We start from the raw sequence: 17,530 nt of genomic DNA on the forward strand, positions 1-17,530 counted from the left end.
ATAGGAGAAAATATCATGTTAGAAACTACAAATTATAAGTTTTGGTTCGTCACAGGTTCACAATTCCTTTATGGTCCTGAAGTTTTAAAGCAAGTTGAAGAAGATTCTAAAAAATTAGTGGAAGCTTTGAATGCATCAGGTAACTTGCCTTACCCCGTTGAATTTAAGACGGTGGGAGTAACAGCTGAAAACATTACTGAAACAATGAAGGAAGCTAATGCTAATGATGATGTGGCCGGAATTATTACCTGGGCCCACACCTTCTCACCTGCTAAGAACTGGATCCGTGGAACACAATTATTGAACAAGCCATTGATGCACCTAGCAACACAGATGTTAAATAAAATTCCTTATGACACAATTGATTTTGATTACATGAACTTGAATCAATCAGCTCACGGTGATCGTGAATATGCCTTCATCAATGCACGTTTGGGAATTAAGAACAAGGTTGTCTTTGGTCATTATGAAGATGAAGAAGTTCAAACTCAAATTGGTAAGTGGATGGATGTTGCCGTTGCTTATAACGAATCATATAAGATCAAAATTGTAACGTTTGCTGATAAGATGCGGAATGTTGCCGTTACTGATGGTGATAAGATTGAAGCCCAAATTAAATTAGGTTGGACTGTTGATTATTGGGGAGTAGCTGATTTGGTGGCATATGTTAATGCGATCGAAGATGCTGATATTGATGCTCTTTACAAAGAACTTCAAAATAAGTATGAATTTGTGCAAGGTAATAATTCAGCTGAAAATTATGAGCATAATGTTAAATATCAATTGCGTGAATACTTAGCAATTAAGCAATTCATGGATGACAAGGGCTATAGTGGATTTACTACTAACTTTGAGGACCTTGAAGGTTTGGAACAATTGCCAGGATTAGCTGCACAAATGTTGATGGCGGATGGATATGGCTTTGCCGGTGAGGGTGACTGGAAGACGGCTGCCTTGACTCGGTTGCTTAAGATTGTGGCTCACAATGAAGGAACTGTCTTTATGGAAGACTATACATTAGATCTTCGTAAGGGCCATGAAGCTATTTTGGGATCGCACATGCTTGAAGTTGATCCAACAATTGCTTCAGACAAGCCACGGGTTGAAGTACACCCATTGGATATTGGTGGTAAAGATGATCCTGCTCGTTTGGTCTTTACTGGTAAGGCTGGTGATGCTGTTGATGTTACAATGGCCGATTATGGAGATGAATTTAAGTTGATTAGTTATGAAGTTTCAGGAAACAAGCCTGAAGCAGAAACACCATTCTTGCCGGTGGCTAAGCAACTATGGACACCAAAGGCTGGTTTGAAGGCCGGGGCCGAAGGTTGGCTGACAGTTGGTGGTGGACATCATACAACTTTGAGCTTCAATGTTGATACTGAACAATTGTCAGACCTTGCCAACATGTTTGATTTAACCTTTGTTGATATTAAGTAATTAATATTATAAAAATAGAAAGTTGTGAGTACGGAGATATGAGTAAAGAGACAAAAAAAATCCCCAGTGGATTTATTTACTTCTTTGGGGCGTTTGGTGGAATTCTATTCGGGTATGATATTGGGGTGATGACGGGAGCGTTACCATTTTTGCAACACGATTGGAATTTAACTAATGCGTCTGTGATTGGATGGATTACTTCATCATTGATGCTAGGTGCAATTTTTGGGGGAGCATTAGCAGGTCAACTGTCCGATAAATTCGGACGTCGTAAGATGATCTTAGTGGCATCGTTTGTCTTTGCCGTTGGAGCCATAATGGCAGGTTTGTCACCGCATAATGCGGTGGCTTGGCTATTATTTGCCCGAGTTCTCTTAGGATTAGCCGTTGGGGCTGCATCAGCCTTGGTGCCATCATATATGTCAGAAATGGCTCCAGCGCGTTCACGTGGCCGTTTATCTGGTTTGAATCAATTAATGATTGTCTCAGGAATGTTACTTTCATATATTATTGATTTCATTCTAAAAGGTTTGGCACATGGCATGGCATGGCGTTTAATGCTTGGATTAGCGGCGGTTCCTGCGATTATTCTCTTCTTAGGGGTACTTCGTTTGCCAGAATCACCTCGATTCTTGGTTAAATTAGGGAAAGTGGCAGAAGCGCGTCAAGTTTTGTCATATATCCGAAGTGATCAAGAAATTCAACCTGAATTAAATGACATTGAAGCAACAGTAGCTAAGGAAGCATCTGTTTCACAAAATGTTAACTTAGGAACTTTATTCTCTGGAAAGTATCGTTATCTAGTGACAGCTGGAATTGGAGTTGCGGCCTTCCAACAATTTATGGGAGCAAATGCGATTTTCTACTATATTCCATTGATTGTTGAAAAAGCAACTGGACAAGCTGCCTCTGAGGCATTGTTATGGCCAATTGTTCAAGGAGTTATTCTTGTGCTTGGTGCAATCTTGTACATGGTGATTGCTGAGAAGTTCCAACGTAAGACATTGCTTGTCTTAGGGGGATCAATGATGGCTTTGTCATTCTTGATGCCTTCGTTATTAAACTTAGCCTTTGGGGCTGATAAGTTCCCGCCAATGATGATTGTAGTATTCTTATCAATCTTCGTGGCTTTCTACTCATTTACTTGGGCGCCATTGACATGGGTCTTAGTTGGAGAATTATTCCCACTTGCTATTCGTGGTCGGGCCTCAGGACTAGCATCATCATTTAATTGGATTGGTTCATTCTTAGTTGGATTGCTATTCCCAATTATGACGGCGACGATGTCTCAAGATATGGTTTTTGGAATCTTTGGAATTATTTCAATTATCGCCGTGTTGTTTGTTAAGTACCGTGTACCTGAAACATTTGGACGAACATTGGAAGAAATTGAAGCTGAAGGATCAAACCATTAAATTTAATACATTTAAATTTTAATATTTACAAAAAAACAACCACTAGAATTTTATTTCTGAGTGGTTGTTTTTTATATGAAAGGACTAAACTGGAAAATGTTATAATGATTTTAATTACATTGTTGAAAATATGGGGTGAATTTTTATGAAATTATCAAGTCAAGATCGTTACCATTTAGCAAACGGGCAGTACATGCCCAAACTGGGATTAGGTCTCTACAAAGTTACTGAAGAAAGTGTTATGGATCGCCTATTAAGTGGAGCCTATGAATCTGGTTATCGGCTTTTCGACACCGCGCAAATGTATCAGAATGAAGCTATGATTGGTCGGACTTTGAAAAATAGTCAAATTGAGCGGGATGAACTTTTCATTACGACTAAAATTGCTGAAGATAATCAGGGATACGATGCAACTTTGCGGTCTTTAGAAGCATCCTTAAAGGCTTTGCAATTAGATTATGTAGATTTGCTACTGGTACATTGGCCAATTCATCAACATTTTTTTGAAACATGGCGTGCATTTGAACGAGCTCAGGCGGAAGGCCTAGTACGTTCCATTGGAACTTCAAATTATGGTCAAATTCATTTAGAATATCTTGCTACTAAAGCTAATGAGATGCCGGTTGTTAATCAAGTTGAAGTTCATCCATATCTAACACAAAAACCATTACAAGCTTTCGCTGATGATCATCAAATTGTGACTCAAGCATGGGCTCCATTAGGTCGTGGTGGTGAACTAGATGATGCAACTGTAGTACGTTTATCTGAAAAATACCATAAAAGTCCGGCTCAAATTGTGATTCGTTGGCATCTTCAAAATCAAACGGCGTTGATTCCAAAGTCGAGTCATTTAGAGCGGGTTCAAGCAAATATTAATGTATTTGATTTTGACATTTCGCCAACCGATATGCAAATTTTGGATGAGTTAAATCAATTTAAACGCATTAGTCAAGAACCTGAATTAGTGTATGAACGGGGCGCACAGTATCCGCATCACTAGGGGAGATCATTGATCGAATTTGAATCAATCTACCTTTCATCGGGTTTAGAAAAAGGAGTTAGGACAAAGGAGTTAGGACACATGAAAATTGGATTTATTGGTACGGGGGTCATGGGGACCGGGGTAATTAATAATTTATTAAAGCATGACTTTGAAGTCGAGGTTTTTAATCGCACGAAAGCTCATGCGCAAAAGGTGATTGAGCGTGGCGCTAAATGGGTTGACACACCGAAAGAATTAGCCGAACAAAATGATCTCGTGATTACCATGGTTGGTTATCCAGATGATGTTAAAGCGCAGTATTATGGTCCAGAAGGTTTGTTTGCTGGTGCTAAATCCGGACAAATTTTTATGGATATGACGACCTCAACCCCGACATTGGCGCAAGAACTGGTTAAAGAAGGTCTAAACCGGCACGTTGTGGTTCTCGATGCGCCAGTTTCAGGTGGTGACGTTGGTGCCCGTGAAGGGACATTAACGGTCATGGTCGGTGGTGACAAAGTCATTTTTGAGACGTTAACTCCAGTCTTTGATGCAATTGCTGGTCGAGTGAATTATTTTGGTGATGCTGGATGGGGTCAACATGCTAAAATGGCTAATCAAATTATGATTGCAGCAACGATGCTAGGCATGTCTGAAACATTAGTTTATGCTAAAAAAGTTGGGTTAAGTTTACCATTGGTTTTAGATACATTAAACGGTGGAAGTGCACAGAACTGGTCGCTTGAAAACTACGGACCGCGTATTCTAAAAGGTGACTTCCAACCAGGTTTCTATGCTAAACATTTACTCAAAGACTTGCGAATTGCTTTAGATGAAGCAGAAAAAATGAACTTAGCGTTACCAGCCACGGCTCTAGCCGAAACTTTATATGAGAAATTAGTGGATGAAAAACATTCGGGGGATGCTGGAACGCAAGCCCTAATTAAATTATGGTGGGGTCAAGCATAGTTATTCTTGACTTTACATTACGGGATCATGAAACCCGCCCATATTAGGCAATTTTTACTTAATGTGAGCAGGCTTTTTGCTGATTTAGTGCTTTCAATAATTTGGTTACAACGATCAAAGCTGATGAATGATATAATAAGCAAAAATAAATTTTAGGGGAGCTTAGCTGATGAAACATGTTTTATTCGTATGCTTGGGTAATATTGCTCGTTCAACTATGGCCGAAGCCATTTTCACACAGATGGTTGCAAATGCTGGATTGACCAGCCAAATTCAGATTGATTCAGCGGGGACTTCTAACGAAGAGGTTGGAAATCCACCACATCCTGGAACACAAAAAATTCTACGTGCACAACAAATTCCGTTTGATTGGATTCGAGCTCGTCAGATTAAAAGTAAGGATTTAGAGTGGGCCGACTATATTATTACCATGGATCAACAAAATTTAAGAAACTTAAAAAGATTGACATCTGATCCAATGATTCAAGCTAAAATACAACTAGCGTATGCAATTTTACCTGATCAAGCGGATAAAGAAATTCAGGATCCTTGGTATACGCATCGCTTTGACGTCACTTACCGCGAATTACAAGAAACTTTACCAGCTTGGTTAACTAAAATTAAAGCTGATTTAACTACGAATTAAAGGGAGTTATGGAAGATGAAACATAAATTGAAACTCATCGGAATTATTATTGGCTTGTTGGTCGTTATCTTTGGCGGAAAAACGATTTACGCCGGAGCAGCGGCAGCTAGCAACTTAAAAGAAGCGCGCTCAGCCGTGGATGGAAGAAATTGGTCCCAAGCACAAAAAAAATATCAAAAGGTGCAAGACTTGAAGCCTTCAGTAGAGAGTCGAACTGCTTTACAGCAATTAGAATATTTAGTAGCCGGGGATAAAGATTTGGAAGCTGGCCGTTTAGAGTCAATGCAACAAAATTACCAGGCGGCGCTAGAAGTAGACGGAAGTCTCGCACGGATTAATAAGCAAATTAACGCGACCTTAAAAGATGCATCAAATGAAGATGATGATGCCAGCGTTAAAAGTAGTCATTCAAGTAGCACTAAAGAAGTAAGCTCTTCAAAAGTGAGTTCAAGTTCGAGCGAAAAAGCATCAAATTCGAGTTGGCAATCAGCTAGTTCTAATGGTGGTATCAATTCATCTCATATTGATTTAGCGAATGCATACGATTTTTCAGATAGTGATGTGATAGCTGCTAGAAATCAATTGAAACAAAAATTCAGTAATGTTGACTTATATGATGATAATAATATTAAAAAGGTCATGGCGATGAGTTTATTAAACCAAACTTCATTAGAAGTGGCTTATCAAACCGGAGGCTGGAATAGTTAAGATTTGTTATCAGTTTGTGATCTCAAATGGGTCATTTTTTGGTAGAATTAATTTTAAATGTAAATTATCGTAAGTGGAGATAAATTGATATCTTACGACTTAATTTTTGGCTTTAAATATATAAAAATATGCTAAATAAATAGAGAAGAAGAGATGATACAACTTTATGGTTAATTTAAAAGAACAAATTGATACGCGCCGAACTTTTGCGATCATTTCCCACCCGGACGCTGGGAAAACTACCATTACAGAACAAATGTTATTGCTTGGTGGAGTGGTCCGTTCGGCCGGAACAGTAAAAGGGCGAAAAGGGAATTTTGCCAAATCTGATTGGATGGAGATTGAACAGAAACGTGGGATTTCAGTTACATCATCTGTATTACAATTTGATTACGATGGTAAGCGGATTAATATTTTGGATACACCGGGGCACGAAGATTTTTCGGAAGACACCTATCGAACTTTGATGGCCGTCGATTCTGTGATTATGGTAGTTGATTCTGCCAAGGGAATTGAGCCACAAACGCGGAAGTTATTTGAGATTGTGAAGGAACGGCACATTCCAATCTTTACTTTCTTTAATAAGTTGGATCGTGATGGGCGTCCTGCGATGGATTTATTAGATGAATTAGAAGATACACTTGGTGTTGCTACGTATCCGATGAATTGGCCGATTGGTTCGGGACAAGTACTTTCTGGTCTATTTGATATATATCATCAACAAGTTGAAGTATATCGTCCAGCCAACGCTGCAGGAAGGTTCTTACCTTTGAATGCGGCTGGAAATGATTTGGTTGATGCAAATCCAATTCAACAGACTCCGGTCTGGGAAGAAGCACGTGATGAAGTTGAATTATTGCAAGATGCGGGGAATAAATTTGATGAAAAGGCCGTGCTGGAGGGTGAATTGACACCAGTCTTCTTTGGTTCTGCTTTAGCTGGTTTTGGACTGGAGACTTTCTTGCAAACTTATCTTAAGTTTGCCCCCGCTCCAGGTGCAAAGGAAACTACGGATGATCAACTAATTGAACCTGATCAAACTGATTTTTCAGGCTTTGTCTTCAAAATACAAGCTAATATGAATCCAAATCACCGAGATCGAATTGCGTTTGTCCGTGTTGTTTCTGGTGAATTTGAACGTGGTATGGATGTGACTTTGAAACGAACAGGTAAAAAAATTCGTTTATCAAATGTGACGCAGTTTATGGCGGATTCACGTGAAAATGTTGAAAATGCCGTGCCAGGTGACATCATTGGGGTATACGATACCGGAAATTTCCAAATTGGTGATACTATCTATCAAGGTAAAAAGATGATTGAGTTCAAAGAGCTACCTACGTTTACTCCAGAATTGTTTATGCATGTGCGTGCTAAAAACGTTTTGAAGCAAAAATCATTCCATAAAGGCGTGACTCAATTGGTTCAAGAAGGAACAATTCAGATGTATACGGCTTGGGACTCGGGAGATTACATCTTAGGGGCCGTTGGGCAATTGCAATTTGAAGTCTTCCAATTTCGAATGGCAAATGAATATAACAGTGAAGTAATTTTAGAACCGATGGGATCTAAAATTGCACGTTGGGTTAATGAGGATGACTTAGATCCAAAAATGGCTTCATCGCGTAATTTGTTAGTTCGTGATCGAGCCGAAAATCCGGTCTTCTTGTTCGAAAACATGTTTGCTGAACGTTGGTTTAATGATAAATACCCAGATGTTCAATTAGAACAGAAATTATAAAAACAAATTTAGTAGAGCCTAGTCAAATTCTAAGACATTTAGACTTTGGCTTTTTATTTAGACTAAAAATTTTGTATTAGCAACGGATTTAAAGGTGAGGTCCTTTTTAGATTAATTGAATATAACTTTATTTGGTCAGGTTGACAGATTACTATAATGTAAAAGGATTCTATCAGCCAATTTATGCTAAAAATGGTATATTAATAATTAACTTGAATTAGAATTTGAAAAGAGATTAAGTGAAGCAACAATAAGTTGATAAAAACTAAGCTAGAAGGAGATCAGAATGGCACAGGAACCATTAGCATTTCGTATGCGTCCCAAAACAATCGCAGAAGTAGTTGGGCAACAACATTTAATTGGACCGGGTAAAATTATTGAACGAATGGTAAAGGCAAAGATGCTTTCATCAATGATTTTATATGGTCCACCTGGTACGGGTAAAACAAGTATTGCTAGTGCCATAGCTGGATCGACAAAATATGCGTTTCGGATGTTAAATGCGGCAACCGATAGCAAAAAAGATCTGCAAATTGTGGCTGAAGAGGCTAAAATGTCGGGAACGGTAATTCTATTGTTGGATGAAATTCATCGCCTCGATAAAACGAAACAAGATTTTTTACTACCACATTTGGAAAATGGAAGGATCATTTTAATCGGTGCGACGACCGAAAATCCGTATCTATCCATCAATCCGGCGATCCGGTCTCGGACGCAAATTTTTGAGGTAAAACCGTTAACGAATACGGACATGTTGGTGGCAATTGATCGGGCAATTAATGATGAAATTCGTGGATTGGGACAGTATCGGCTTACAATTGATAAACAGGCCAAAGAACATTTAGTGCAAGCAACCAATGGTGACCTGAGATCCGCTTTGAATGGTTTAGAGTTAGCGGTGAAATCAACTGACCCAAATGAAGCGGGCGTTATCGAAATTGATTTAGCTGTGGTTGAAGAGAGTGTGCAAAAAAAGGCCTTAACTGCTGATAAAGATGGGGATGCACATTATAATGTCATTTCAGCTCTGCAAAAATCAATTCGTGGTAGTGATGCTGATGCAGCATTACATTATGCAGCACGTTTGATTGAAGCGGGCGATTTAGTGATTTTAGCGCGACGCCTAAGAGTGATCGCGTATGAGGATGTGGGGTTAGCTAATCCGGCAGGCGTAGAACGGGCAATTGTAGCGATTGAAACAGCGGAAAAATTAGGCTTTCCAGAGGCGCGGATTCCTTTATCAAATGCGATTATTGAATTAGCAGTATCGCCAAAATCAAGCTCAGCCATTGAAGCGATTGATGCGGCTTTGAGTGATGTTGCACGTGGCAACACTGGTGAAATTCCGGCGCATTTAAAGGATGCACATTATGCGGGTGCTGAAAAATTGGGTCACGGAGTTGACTATTTATATCCGCACAATTATCCTGGTGATTGGATTGCTCAACAGTATTTACCAGACCGTTTGAAAGGTAAGCAGTATTGGCAACCAAAGGGAAATTCAAAGTTAGAGCTAGCCTATCAACAACAATATCAACAATTAAGGCAAGCACAAAGAAATGGATTGAAATTAAAATAAAGGTAAAATTGAATGAAGAGAATTGAATGGATTGATATTGCGAAGGGACAAACCATTTTTTTGGTCGTACTGGTTCATGTTTTAGAAGGAATTTATAAGACAAATTTATTTCCGAATCTGGATTGGGGCCTTCAATGGACGATGAGTGGTATTTTTTTAATCATCATGCCTATTTTTTTAGCTTTGTCCGGCTATTTATATAAAGCATCCTTTGATCGAACTCATTTTGCATTGCAAATTAAAAATAAAGCTTGGAATTTACTATGGCCATCAGTACTTTTTTCCTTTATTTATGTTATTTTGCAAAATTTTGGTGGGGGAAGTGTTCATGAAGGTCATCAATGGTCAGCGCTCCTAAAAATGGGATGGGAGCCGATTGGATACCTTTGGTTTTTAGAGACCTTGTTCCTAATTTGGCTTTTAATAAGCGTTTTATTTCGTTTGAAGGTACCATTGGTTGGCCAAACTCTCATTTATATTGGGATGCTTCTGCTTGGATGGCAAATTAGAGGGCCGTTAATTTTAACTGATGTTTGTGTGTGGATATTATTTTTTTTCTTAGGATATCTAATTAGAAAATTTTCTGATCAAATGTTACAGCCTGGAATAGTAGTGATTTCCATGATCTTGGTCTTATTTACTTGGTATATACAAACACAACAACCAGGCGAATGGTATGATGCGAATGGTCCGACACCATTAATAATGATCGGTAAATTGGCGAGTGTGTTAGTTGCATTTAAATTTTTTCAGTTGATCAAACTCAATAAAACAAAAAAATACTGGTTAGCAGCGGGTGAAAATTCGTTGATCATTTATTTGGTGCATGCGCCATTGGCTTCAATTTTAAGAATTATCTTTTTAAAATTAGGGGTAGATAATTTCTATCTCTTGATGGTTATAGTTCTATTTCTAACTTGGGAAATATCAAGATTAATTGGTCGAGCAAGTTTGAAATATCAATTCTTAAAAATGATTTTTTATCCAACTCGTTGGTGGTCTGAAACTGGTAAATTTTGGCTGAGGTCACGATAAAAAGTTCCTAAAAAATGATAAATAATTTAGAAAATAGTGTATAATAAAGACATAGTAAATTCCTTGGACGTACGCGTGATCTTATATTCATTATGTTGCTTTACAACCTTTTTCTAAATCGGGAATGGCGGAAAGCCGGCGGAGCATACCTTAACACGAGGTAGCTACAAATGCTGTCTTAGTCCCCACTTTCTTATCTTAGGAGCCAACAATGACGGATCAGCTAACGGCGTCAATCAAGTGTTTACCGCCTGCTACGGCTTTTGCCTGGCAGGCTTTTATTTTAGAATTATGGAGAAAGAACATGATTATATTAGTAGAAATTTTATTTGCGTTATTAATTGCCGGAATTGGAGCGCTATTATTGAAAAATCAGCATGGCTTCCTTGGTATTCCAGCTGCCTCAATTCAAAAAACAGCACTTTATTTTGGTATTTGGTTATTAGTTTTAGCACTTTTGATGTTGGTTTGCATATTAATTTGGGGAAGCGCGCCTTGGCCAGTTACAGGAATTCTGATTTTAGCGATGGGATCAACAATGTTATTGGGAATAATAGTTAGTCAAAAAATGTTCCGTTAATTGTTTTGAAAAAATAATGAAAAGGGTTACATTCATGTTATAATGAACATATGAATAAACTAACGATTTAATCAAAGGGGGTTAATATTATGGCAGTAGAGATGAACTATACAAATATTTTGGTACCGGTTGATGGTTCTAAAGAGGCGGAAGCCGCTTTGAAGCAGGCTATTGAAATTGCTAAGCGTAATCATGCTGACTTGCATATTTTACATGTGATTGATACCCGAGCTTTCCAAAACGTTGCTGATTTTAAAACTGCAATGGTGGAAGAAGTTGCTGAGACCGCCAAAAAGACGATGGATGGCTACTTAAAGCAAGCTCAGGACGCCGGGGTTGAACAGGTTGAATATACAATTGAGTATGGATCACCTAAGAACATCATTGGGCATCAAGCAGTTGAGAAGTACGGCATTGATCTTGTTATTATGGGAGCAACTGGATTAAATACGATTGAACGGTTCTTAATTGGATCTGTCACCGAATATGTGACCCGTTCAGCTAAAGTCGATACTTTGATTGTTCGTGCTAATTAACAAAAAATTTCAAATGATTATGTGAGAGCATAGTCATTTTTTTATTTCAATAAAAATATAAAAGTATGACATCAGCATGTTTCCCTTGGATAAAATAAATTTAAAAAATGTATATTTAAAAATATTACATTAGAATTACGAAAAAATAAGAGTAAAAAATTACGCGATTGAAATTGTGTTAAGATAGAACTAATATGTCTTTTATGATAAGAACATTATAAAAAAATAAGAGTGAAAACGATTACTTTGTAATGTATTTTTTTGACAGACGTCTTTTTATTACGTTAGAATTTAAGACAAGTGATTAAATAATTAGTCTATAAACTGTAAAATGCAGGAGGTAATGCATGCCTAAGGTAAAAATTGAACACCTTACGAAAATATTTGGAAAAAGAGTGAAATCAGCTTTGGAATTAGTTGAAAAACATGTCGATAAGAATGAAATTTTGGCTAAAACTGGTTCAACGGTGGGAGTTTATGACGCCAACTTAACGATCGAAGAAGGTGAAATCTTCGTAATTATGGGACTTTCAGGCTCAGGAAAGTCCACGTTAATTCGATTGTTAAACCGTTTAATTGAGCCGACATCAGGTTCAATCTATTTAGATGGTAAAGATATTTCAAAAATGGAAAAGCAAGAATTATTGGAAGTCCGCCGGCATAAAATGAGTATGGTCTTTCAAAATTTCGGACTGTTTCCCCAACGAACGGTGCTAGAAAATACGATGTATGGGCTGGAAGTCCAAGGCATTAAATATGATGAGCAAGTGAAACGCGCTGAAAAGGCGCTGGAGGATGTGAATTTACTTCCATTTAAGGACCAGTACCCAAGTCAATTGTCCGGCGGAATGCAGCAACGTGTGGGCTTAGCACGTGCGTTGACGAATGATCCCGAAATCTTGTTGATGGATGAAGCTTTTTCGGCATTAGATCCCTTGATTCGTCGCGATATGCAAGATGAATTACTTGATTTGCAAGATCATTTTAAAAAGACAATCATTTTCATTTCACACGATCTAAATGAAGCATTGAGAATTGGAGATCGGATCGCGATTATGAAGGATGGTGAAATTGTCCAGATTGGAACCGGAGAAGAAATTCTAACGAACCCAGCAAATGATTATGTCCGTCAATTTACGGAGGACCTTGACCGGTCAAAGGTTTTGACTGCCGAAAAAATTATGGCAAAGCCATTTACCACTAATATTGATGTAGACGGGCCCAATGTGGCGCTTAAAAAAATGGTTACTGAAGAAGTCAGTGGTTTGGTTGCAGTTGATCGAAAACGCAAGTTCCGTGGTTTCCTTTCAACAGAGAATGCTTTACGAGCACGACAAGAACATTTGTCAGTCGCAGATGTGTTATCTGAAATGCCAACTGTGTCAAAAGATATGCTAGTTTCTGAAATTGTTCCAATTATTTATGATGCTCCCACGCCTTTGGCTGTGGTTGAGGATGGAAAATTGTTAGGTGTCATTATTCGAGGACGTGTACTTGAAGCTTTAGCGCCAGCAACGAACAATGGGGATAAGGAGGAAAACCATGTTTAATTTACTATTATTGACCTCTAAAATTCCATTAGCTGAAAATGTTGAAAAAATTGTTAGTTGGTTGACTGATAATTGGGCTGGTTTTTTTGGCGCAATTCAGGCAGGTGGCCAGGCCATCATGAATTGGTCAAACTCAGCCTTGGGTGCAATTCCGCCAGTTATCTTGATTTTTGCTTTAACAATTTTTGCAATTTTAATTAGTGGTAAAAAATGGAGCTTTCCGTTATTTACTTTCCTAGGATTATTGTTAGTTTGGAATCAAGGATTATGGTCCGATCTGATCCAAACAACGACTTTAGTACTACTTTCAAGTGTGCTGGCAATCATCATTGGGGTTCCTTTGGGAATATGGATGGCAAAAGTCAACACTGTTGACAAGATAGTTCAACCACTTCTAGATTTGATGCAAACAATGCCAGGATTTGTTTACTTAATTCCAGCGGTTGCATTCTTTGGAATCGGTGCAGTTCCAGGGGTATTTGCCTCATTGATTTTCGCTTTGCCACCAACGGTCCGCTTTACTAGTTTGGGGATTCGACAGGTGCCAAAAGAAATGGAAGAAGCTGCGGATTCGTTGGGCTCAACAGCATGGCAGAAGCTATTTAAAGTAGAACTTCCGCTGGCTAAGTCAACTATCTTAGCCGGTGTTAATCAGACGATTATGTTAGCTCTTTCAATGGTGGTGATGGCCTCAATGGTTGGAGCGCCTGGTTTAGGGCAAGGTGTTCTAGCAGCTGTTCAAAAAGCAGACGTTGGAAGCGGCTTTGTTAGTGGTTTTGCCTTGGTTATTTTAGCCATTGTTATTGATCGATTTGTTCAATTTTCAAATGTGGAGCCAGCGCAACAAGAGCCTAAGAGTACCTTGAAAAAGTGGGTCGGTCTAATTACTACTGTAGTTCTGCTGATTAGTATGGTTGGTGGTTTATTTCACTCACAACAACAAAGTAAAAAATCAGTTGATTTAGTTTACGTACAATGGGACTCGGAAGTGGCCTCTAATAATGTTTTAGCGGAGGCGATGCGTCAGCATGGTTATCAAGTCAATTTAACGCCTTTGGATAATGCTGTTATGTGGCAAACCTTGGCGAATGGTCAAGCAGATGCGTCCGTTTCTGCTTGGTTGCCAAATACCCAAAAGGCCCAGTATCAAAAATATCATGATCAATTGGATATTTTAGGTCCCAATTTAAAAGGCGCGCGCGTTGGCTTGGTCGTACCTAGTTATATGGACGTGAATAGCATTGCTGATTTACAGCAAGAAGCGGATCAAACGATTACCGGAATTGAACCTGGGGCGGGTGTTGTGGCAGCAGCTCAAGAAGCGGTGAAAGATTATGCGAATTTAAGTGGTTGGCAAGTTCAAACTTCATCAACCGGATCAATGGCCGTGGCTTTAGACAAGGCTATTAAACAACATCAGCCTATTGTGATTACTGGTTGGTCACCTCATTGGATGTGGCAAAAATATGATCTTAAGTATCTGGATGATCCCAAGGGCGTAATGGGGAAATCAGAAACTTTGAATACGATGACGCGGAAAGATTTGAAGGATAGTAAACCAGATGTTTATCGGGTTATGAAAAAATTCAAATGGCAACCAGATGATATGGAAAAAGTGATGTTAGATATCAGTAAAGGTTCAACACCGCAAAAAGCGGCGCAAACCTGGATCAAGGCACATCAAAAGCAAGTCGATGCTTGGTTTGATTAGATAAAGAAGTAATATTATTTAGAAAAGGCTAACAATTTTATAAATTGTTAGCCTTTTTAATTGAAAATAGGTACGATGGAAGAGTGAAGTTTGTGATGTTGTATTTATAACTTGGTAGCTTTAGACAATTAATTTTTAATAGTAGTTAGATAGTCAAAGGTAAATATTAAATAAATATCAATTTATTATTAATATATGTGCAAAAATTTCTAATTTATCATATGATATAATTATATAAAGTTTGATGGAAAGGCTGAGTAAGCTACGAGGGAAAACTATGGAATTACCATTAACAGCAACAGTTTTAAATAAACGCAGCGGTATCACCATCATTGGATCGGTTGGTGATTACCATGCACAAGTCGATTTAACTTTGGCTGATCAATCAGTTGTTCATCCAAATGTCGATGAAAATGGTTCATTTGTGATCGATATTGATTGGGGCAAAGCACATGGTGATATTTTAGTTAAGGCAATGTTACCAGAACATCCAGAATTAACGAACGAAACGATATTGCATGTTCAAGCGCCAGAGCCAATTGTTACGGCAGTTTTGTCAACTCAAGGTATTATGCGTAAGTTAACTGGTTCTGTCAATCAGCCAGGATTATTCATTGAAGTACATACTCCTGAAAATACTCATCCAATTGAAGTCTTGGTAGATGATCATCTAGAATTTGAACTACAAATTCCAATCGCATTAAGGCCAGAAGATTTGCGAGTGACCGCTTTAAATCCCGTGACAGGGGCCCAAATGGAGGTTCCAGTGGAAATTGGTGTTACGACTAAGACGATGACGATTCCAATTTTAACGGATGATATGATTAATAGTTATGCTGCAGCGGCTGAAGGTCGTCGAGCGGCCTCAGAAGCCTATGATCACAGTTTAATGGAAAAAGCAGCGGCTTCAGAATCATTTGTTAATTCAATTGTGGAATCAATTACGCCAAATGAGGATAAACGTGCTAGTGCTGAAAATGACACCGCTCCAAAAGAGCCAGTATTAAATCGCCCGGAAGCGGTATTAGATCTTGATGTAGTATCAGATGATGATCAAGTTTCAATTCCTGAAGTAAATGAAGCGGAAGCTCAGGGATTAAATTCAGTAAAACCCCCCGTTCTTGTGGAACAACTGCAACCAACCACAATGATTCAAGTTGAAGTCTTACAACCACATTATCAGGTGGAAGTTGAGTCGGTATCTGAAATGCCAATTGAAGAACCAATTGATGTAGAGGAAAGCGAAGAAGATGTAGTTGCGATAAAGGACCAAGTTGTTGCACTTGATCTTGATCCAACTGAAGCACTAGAAAATGAGTCTTCGGTTGTAACGCAGCCAAATGATGTCGAATTTTCTGATGGTGATGAGCAGGTTGCGACTGCTACTGGCGTGGCAGAAGTGATGCATAATGGCGGAATTCAAATGGATCAAAAGATTCCAGAACCACGGCCGAAGGTAACTGAAGAACCAAATTATTCTCGAACTAGTCGAAGTCAGAAGAAACGCAAAAAAGGTGGCTTAATTGCATTTTTGAAGCGAATTTTCTTGCGTCAAGATTAATAAATTTTAAAAATAAACATTAACCATGGGATACTGTGGTAAGTGTTTATTTTTTTTGTAATTTGTAAAGCTTAAAGATGATTTTAAATAACTTTTATCTATGGTTTCGGGGATTTAGACAAAATAAAATCCCTAATGACGGAGCATAATCCATCGTTAGGGAATCAATTTAATAATTTATTTTTTTATCATAGATGGAGCAACATTTAGTGATTCAATCATATTAATCTTTTTTGTAGGTCGAATTATCAAACCAAGTATTAAAGTCAGCGTTATCTTCAGCTTGACCGCTAGTAATATGGTTAGTATAGACGTTTTTTTGCTTTTGATCAAAATTTGACCAGATTGAACCGCTAAATTCGTAACGAGATGAATTTGGGATCAAATTGTCTGCGGTAGTATCTTTGATTTTCAAATTAGCATTATTTTTAAATTGGTCCCCCGTCCAGAGAGTAGCGATTCCGAATTGAGATCCATTTTTAAGACTAATTTGACGCGCAATTTTAATGGTATTAATTTCGTGATTGGAATTTTGATCAGCAACTTTTAATGCGATTGCAACGGTTTTGGCATAGTTATTGAGATAAGTTGAAATATCTTTTTGTTTGACATTGTCTTGTAAAATGATAGTAGCAGTTTGATCTTTAAGTAAGATGGTTTGAACTTTAATTGAAAGCTTTTCTGCATTTATTTGTTTAATGAAAATATTGCTAAAATCATTTTTTTGAATAATTTGTTTTGAAGTCGAGGCAGCTACTGAGCTTGCATCAGGGTCTTTAGCCGCTTCAGAGACAGCAATTTTTTCTTGCTTATCAGTTGCTTTTTTTTGCTTCACTTGCGTTGCAACTTGTTTTTGATGTTTTTGATCATTTTGATGCTGAACCATAAGGGTGGCTGAAATCAGGGTTACAATTACAAGCGCGACAGCACTGATTGAAATAATAATTCTTTTGGTATGTTTACGCATAGTTTCCTCCGAGTGATTTTCTTTATATATAATTGTAGCAAAAAGTTAGATTAAAAGCTCATACCAAGTATTTATTAATAATTTAGTTTTGTTTTGGTGATTGAATTGTTACT

15 protein-coding genes are annotated in these 17,530 nt (G+C 38.1%); 14 read left to right on the forward strand and 1 reads right to left on the reverse strand.

The window, feature by feature from the left end:
* The first annotated feature begins 15 nt into the window (after positions 1-15).
* The 14 genes from araA to G7084_RS03195 all read left to right on the forward strand — a co-directional run bounded on the left by araA (position 16) and on the right by G7084_RS03195 (position 16,450).
* On the forward strand, positions 16-1,440 hold the full coding sequence (gene araA, locus G7084_RS03130; RefSeq protein WP_166009966.1) for an L-arabinose isomerase: 1,425 nt from the start codon (positions 16-18) through the stop codon (positions 1,438-1,440).
* Positions 1,441-1,478: 38 nt separating this feature from the next.
* Positions 1,479-2,855 carry a sugar porter family MFS transporter gene (locus G7084_RS03135; protein WP_166009968.1) on the forward strand — a complete coding sequence of 459 codons (1,377 nt, stop codon included), beginning with the start codon at positions 1,479-1,481 and terminating at the stop codon, positions 2,853-2,855.
* Between the two features lie 145 nt (positions 2,856-3,000).
* Complete coding sequence (locus tag G7084_RS03140) at positions 3,001-3,855, forward strand: aldo/keto reductase (RefSeq protein WP_166009970.1); 855 nt, start codon at positions 3,001-3,003, stop codon at positions 3,853-3,855.
* Between the two features lie 27 nt (positions 3,856-3,882).
* Complete coding sequence (locus tag G7084_RS03145; protein ID WP_281346949.1) at positions 3,883-4,806, forward strand: NAD(P)-dependent oxidoreductase; 924 nt, start codon at positions 3,883-3,885, stop codon at positions 4,804-4,806.
* 169 nt (positions 4,807-4,975) lie between these two features.
* Positions 4,976-5,452, forward strand: coding sequence for a low molecular weight protein-tyrosine-phosphatase (locus tag G7084_RS03150; RefSeq protein ID WP_166009972.1), 477 nt, complete (start codon positions 4,976-4,978; stop codon positions 5,450-5,452).
* Between the two features lie 15 nt (positions 5,453-5,467).
* Positions 5,468-6,160 carry a hypothetical protein gene (locus G7084_RS03155; RefSeq protein ID WP_166009974.1) on the forward strand — a complete coding sequence of 231 codons (693 nt, stop codon included), beginning with the start codon at positions 5,468-5,470 and terminating at the stop codon, positions 6,158-6,160.
* A gap of 166 nt (positions 6,161-6,326) precedes the next feature.
* Entirely contained in the window at positions 6,327-7,898 is a 1,572-nt protein-coding gene (locus G7084_RS03160; RefSeq protein ID WP_166009976.1) for a peptide chain release factor 3, read from the forward strand.
* A 286-nt stretch (positions 7,899-8,184) separates the two neighbouring features.
* The gene (locus tag G7084_RS03165) at positions 8,185-9,477 is read left to right on the forward strand and encodes a replication-associated recombination protein A (RefSeq protein WP_166009978.1); all 1,293 of its coding nucleotides are present in this window, start codon (positions 8,185-8,187) and stop codon (positions 9,475-9,477) included.
* 12 nt (positions 9,478-9,489) lie between these two features.
* Positions 9,490-10,512: an acyltransferase family protein gene (locus G7084_RS03170; protein WP_166009981.1), complete on the forward strand. Its 1,023-nt coding sequence runs from the start codon at positions 9,490-9,492 to the stop codon at positions 10,510-10,512.
* 211 nt (positions 10,513-10,723) lie between these two features.
* Positions 10,724-11,092: a hypothetical protein gene (locus G7084_RS03175; protein WP_246163859.1), complete on the forward strand. Its 369-nt coding sequence runs from the start codon at positions 10,724-10,726 to the stop codon at positions 11,090-11,092.
* 89 nt (positions 11,093-11,181) lie between these two features.
* Positions 11,182-11,628 carry a universal stress protein gene (locus G7084_RS03180; RefSeq protein WP_166009983.1) on the forward strand — a complete coding sequence of 149 codons (447 nt, stop codon included), beginning with the start codon at positions 11,182-11,184 and terminating at the stop codon, positions 11,626-11,628.
* A gap of 347 nt (positions 11,629-11,975) precedes the next feature.
* Positions 11,976-13,178: a quaternary amine ABC transporter ATP-binding protein gene (locus tag G7084_RS03185; protein ID WP_166009985.1), complete on the forward strand. Its 1,203-nt coding sequence runs from the start codon at positions 11,976-11,978 to the stop codon at positions 13,176-13,178.
* The gene (locus G7084_RS03190) at positions 13,171-14,889 is read left to right on the forward strand and encodes an ABC transporter permease/substrate binding protein (RefSeq protein WP_166009987.1); all 1,719 of its coding nucleotides are present in this window, start codon (positions 13,171-13,173) and stop codon (positions 14,887-14,889) included. Before G7084_RS03185 ends, G7084_RS03190 begins: the two co-directional genes overlap by 8 nt.
* 277 nt (positions 14,890-15,166) lie before the next feature.
* The gene (locus G7084_RS03195; RefSeq protein ID WP_166009989.1) at positions 15,167-16,450 is read left to right on the forward strand and encodes a hypothetical protein; all 1,284 of its coding nucleotides are present in this window, start codon (positions 15,167-15,169) and stop codon (positions 16,448-16,450) included.
* 223 nt (positions 16,451-16,673) lie between these two features.
* Here G7084_RS03195 and G7084_RS03200 read toward each other — a convergent pair whose 3' ends face one another.
* Positions 16,674-17,417 (reverse strand): hypothetical protein, encoded by a 744-nt coding sequence (locus G7084_RS03200; RefSeq protein WP_166009991.1) that lies wholly within the window; start codon positions 17,415-17,417, stop codon positions 16,674-16,676.
* Positions 17,418-17,530 lie beyond the last annotated feature (113 nt).

It is taken from the genome of Weissella coleopterorum (genome assembly GCF_011304355.1).
Classification (GTDB): domain Bacteria; phylum Bacillota; class Bacilli; order Lactobacillales; family Lactobacillaceae; genus Weissella; species Weissella coleopterorum.